The organism is Stenotrophomonas sp. P5_A8, from assembly GCF_056400545.1.
This window is the reverse complement of sequence record NZ_JBFULB010000372.1, coordinates 1-3,572: the sequence shown is the minus strand read 5'-3', so window position 1 is coordinate 3,572 and position 3,572 is coordinate 1. Positions and strand designations below refer to the sequence as shown.

General features: G+C 66.8%; 5 protein-coding genes and 1 pseudogene. 2 read left to right on the top strand and 4 right to left on the bottom strand.

The window, feature by feature from the left end; all coding sequences use genetic code 11:
- Together AC1DQP_RS18180 and AC1DQP_RS18175 are read right to left on the bottom strand one after the other, a co-directional pair.
- Positions 1-500: pseudogene (locus AC1DQP_RS18180) on the bottom strand (dehydrogenase); the annotation flags it as partial.
- Position 501: 1 nt separating this feature from the next.
- Positions 502-1,665 carry a zinc-dependent alcohol dehydrogenase gene (locus AC1DQP_RS18175; RefSeq protein WP_256773916.1) on the bottom strand — a complete coding sequence of 388 codons (1,164 nt, stop codon included), beginning with the start codon at positions 1,663-1,665 and terminating at the stop codon, positions 502-504.
- Between the two features lie 150 nt (positions 1,666-1,815).
- Here AC1DQP_RS18175 and AC1DQP_RS18170 point away from each other — a divergent pair, with 150 nt between their 5' ends.
- The gene (locus AC1DQP_RS18170; RefSeq protein WP_457319648.1) at positions 1,816-1,992 is read left to right on the top strand and encodes a hypothetical protein; all 177 of its coding nucleotides are present in this window, start codon (positions 1,816-1,818) and stop codon (positions 1,990-1,992) included.
- Between the two features lie 5 nt (positions 1,993-1,997).
- Here the strand turns inward: AC1DQP_RS18170 and AC1DQP_RS18165 are convergent, their stop codons facing one another.
- Both AC1DQP_RS18165 and AC1DQP_RS18160 read right to left on the bottom strand, forming a co-directional pair.
- On the bottom strand, positions 1,998-2,225 hold the full coding sequence (locus AC1DQP_RS18165; RefSeq protein WP_457319649.1) for a hypothetical protein: 228 nt from the start codon (positions 2,223-2,225) through the stop codon (positions 1,998-2,000).
- A 113-nt stretch (positions 2,226-2,338) separates the two neighbouring features.
- Complete coding sequence (locus tag AC1DQP_RS18160) at positions 2,339-2,770, bottom strand: BLUF domain-containing protein (RefSeq protein ID WP_478052165.1); 432 nt, start codon at positions 2,768-2,770, stop codon at positions 2,339-2,341.
- A 160-nt stretch (positions 2,771-2,930) separates the two neighbouring features.
- Here AC1DQP_RS18160 and AC1DQP_RS18155 point away from each other — a divergent pair.
- On the top strand, positions 2,931-3,572 hold a 642-nt coding region (locus AC1DQP_RS18155), incomplete at its 3' end, for an alpha/beta hydrolase fold domain-containing protein (protein ID WP_478052164.1).

Here is a 3,572-nt window from a genome sequence, read left to right as displayed (position 1 = left end):
TGCCGGAAGTGCGCGGTACTGCTGGGCACGCGCCCCATGCCGGTGGCCTGCCAGTCCTGTGCCTGGCAGCCGAGGCGGGCATTGCGCAGATCAGCGCGGAACAACCGCGATTGCGTGCCGTCACGCACCGTCACCAGAGCGAAGTCGACCCACTCCGCACCTGAGCACCACGGCTTGTCGCCGCTCAACGTGCCCTGCTGCGCATCGAACGCCAGCGTCGCGGCCGGCCCTTCGGCGGCCCATACCGCACCGAGTTGTCCGCGCTCGGGCGGACCTGCGCCCAGTTCCTGCAGGATCGCCTGCGCGTCGTAGTGCGCCTCCAATACCTTGGCAAGGCACAGATCCTGCGCGGCGATCTGTGCCAGCGACTGCCAGCGCAGCAGCGTATCGCCACCGCCCGGGGGTGGGAGTGCCGGTTGCCGGGCCAGCCAGTCACGCGCCTGGCGCACCAGCAACGGCGTTGCGACGCGGGAGGCGGCGATGTCCACGACGGTGGCCATGTCAGGGCGTCAGGATCACCTTGCGGCAATCCTCCTGCTTGCGGTCGAAGATCTCATACCCCTTGGCCGCATCTTCCAGCGCCATGCGATGGGTGACGATCACGCCCGGATCGAGGTTGCCCTCGGCGATATGGTCGAGCAGCTCCGGCATCAGCCGCTGCACGTGRGTCTGGCCCATCTTGAAGGTGAGCCCTTTGTCGAACGCGTCGCCGAGCAGGAAACCATGCACGAAACCAGCGTATACGCCGGGAATGCTGACCGTGCCGCCACGGCGCGTGGCGGCGATGCACTGCCGGATCGCCACGCCGCTGCTGCCCTCCACCTTGAGCGTGGTCAAGGCCGACTCCAGCGCACTGCCTTCGGCTTCAAAGCCCACGGCCTCGATGGTGGCATCCACGCCACGACCGTTGGTCTGGGTCACGATGTACTCGGCCGGATCCCCTACCTGGGTGAAGTCGATCGGCGTAACGCCGTAGGTCTGCTGGGCGAAGGCCAGCCGGTAGGGCAGATGATCGACCATGAAGATCGTCTCCGCGCCCAGCAGGCGGCAGCACGCCGCGCTCATCAGACCGACCGGACCCGCGCCGAAGATCGCCACGGTGGAGCCTGGCTTGACCCCGGCATTGAGCGCGGCCTGGTAGCCGGTCGGCAGGATATCGGACAGGAACAGCACCTGTTCGTCGGACAGGCCGTCGGGGATGCGCAGCGGTCCGACGTTGGCCTTGGGCACACGCACGAATTCGGCCTGCCCTCCGGATACACCGCCGTACAGATGGCTGTAGCCGAACAGCGCCGCCGGTGGGCGGATGCCTTTCTGATTGACCGCCGCGCCCTTGCCGCTGTTGGTGGTCTCGCATGCTGCGAATTCGGTAAGCCGGCAGTGGAAGCACTCGCCGCAGGCGATCACGAAGGGAATCACCACCCGGTCGCCCGGGCGCAGGTCGCTCACCCCTGCCCCGACTTCTTCGACGATGCCCATGAACTCATGGCCCAGCACATCGCCGGTGTGCAGGTCGGGAATCTTGCCGCGATACAGATGCAGGTCCGAGCCGCAGATGGCGGTGGCGGTCACGCGCAGGATCAGGTCGTCCGGCGCGGCCAGCACCGGATCGGGGACGGTGTCGACCCGAACGTCTTTGCTGCCGTGGTAGGTCAAGGCGCGCATGCAGTGCTCCAGCAGATAGGTACCGCCTTGTTAACGCGTGCGGCGTACCGGGGCCGTGACTTCGACGTGTGGGGCGTGTCCATGCGTGGCGACAGAACGTTCACCCGTACAGGCGGAGCGTCTGCCCACACCACCTGTTGGAGCGCACCGATGAACACCGACCAGCCGGTATCCGGCAATCCTGAAGATGATCAGCAGAAGGCGTTTACCCCGGACAAGACGCGCAACGATTCAGCGCGCTGGAAGGACAAGGACATGCCCGACCAGGGCAGCGGCAAAGGCGAAGTGAGTCCGGACGACTACGAAAAGCCACCCACACCGCGCTGAAGCATTCAGCCGCCGGGCTGAGGCGCGTGGCCCGGTGCCGGCGGATCTTCCACCGGCGCGTCGGCTGGCGGCGGGTCGCGCTCGGGCGGTACTTCACGGGGTGGATCCTGCGCCGGCGGGTCCGGGGTCACCGGTGCTTCCACCGGCGTGGGCGCCGGAAGTGGCTCCTGCGGCGCCCCGGGCACGGTTTGACCAGTGGGCTCAGTGGGCAGTTCGAGGGCGTTGCTGTGCATGGGTGGATCTCCTTGGGCAGGCACCCAGCATCGCCGCACCGATGTAAACGCGTGGCGAGAGTTGCGCGGCACGTGCTGACACGCAATTGACGCGCATCGGCACACCTCCCGGCTCAGCCCTCGTCAGACCAGAACTGCATCAGCAGCGCCAGACCGTCGTTATCGCTACGGTCGGTTGATATCTGCGGCAGCATCCTCGACTCCCAGCGGCTGCGCTCGATGCGCTGCAGGATCGAGGCCTCAGTATGGCGGCAGGCCATCGACCACTTCGAAAAATACCGTTGTGCCACCTCGCCGCGCATCAACACGCGGATACCCGAATGCCGACGTGAGCGCTGCACGCGGAGAAAAGCCGCCGACACCGCCGCCTCGCTGCCTTCCATGTACTGCAGAAAGCGCTCGCCATCGRAAAGCAGCACGCCGGTAACCTTGGCGACCTGGTTGAGGGCCATGGCGTCGACCATGATGCTGTCGAGGTAGCCGTTGTCGAGCTTACCGGCAGCATGGCTGACGTACACGAGGGCATGGAGGGGTGGGCTGCTCATAGGCCGCATTCTAGGCGGGCCCGAATCAAGGGCGCGAGAATGGCGCGACGGCGCGCCGTACCCGACGGTATGCTGTGCGCCTCTCGACGACAAGGACGGTTTGATGCGCACGTGGATCAGGAAGTCATGCCTTGGGTTGGCCGTTGCCATCGGCCTGGCAATGAGCATGCCCGCAGCGGCGGTGGACCGCGCGGTGGATGAAGGCGTACGCCAGGTTCCCAGCTTTGCCCTGCCCCTTTCTCCTTATCTCAGCCCGGAGGCGCGGACCAGCGTGCGCAGCGCCGTCATCCATGGCGACCCCACCGCAAAACTGGACAACGCGGCCGTACTCGCGCAGCTCGACCACATCCGCAAGGGCGCCGATCAGTGGGCGTACGGCGAGATCGCCGCGCTGCGCAAGCGCTACCCGGTGGAGCTGCACAACGAAACCTGGAACGGCGTCCCGGTGGTTCGCGTGCAGCCCCGCAGTGCGCCAACCGATCCGGCCGCGCAACGCCTGCTGATCGAACTGCACGGCGGTGCGTTTGTGTTCGGGCGCGCCGACAGTCTTGGCCTGCTCGAAGCGATCCCGGTGGCCGCGATGACGGGCGCGACGGTCATCGCGGTGGAGTATCGACAAGGTCCGGAGCATAAATTCCCTGCGGCCAGCGAAGATGTCGCCGCTGTCTACCGCGCCGCACTCGAGCGCATGCCGGCCAACCACATAGGCATTTTCGGCTGCTCCGCCGGCGGCGTCCTCACCGGCGAATCGCTGGCGTGGTTCGACAAGGAGAAGCTCCCGATGCCGGGCGCGGCCGGCCTG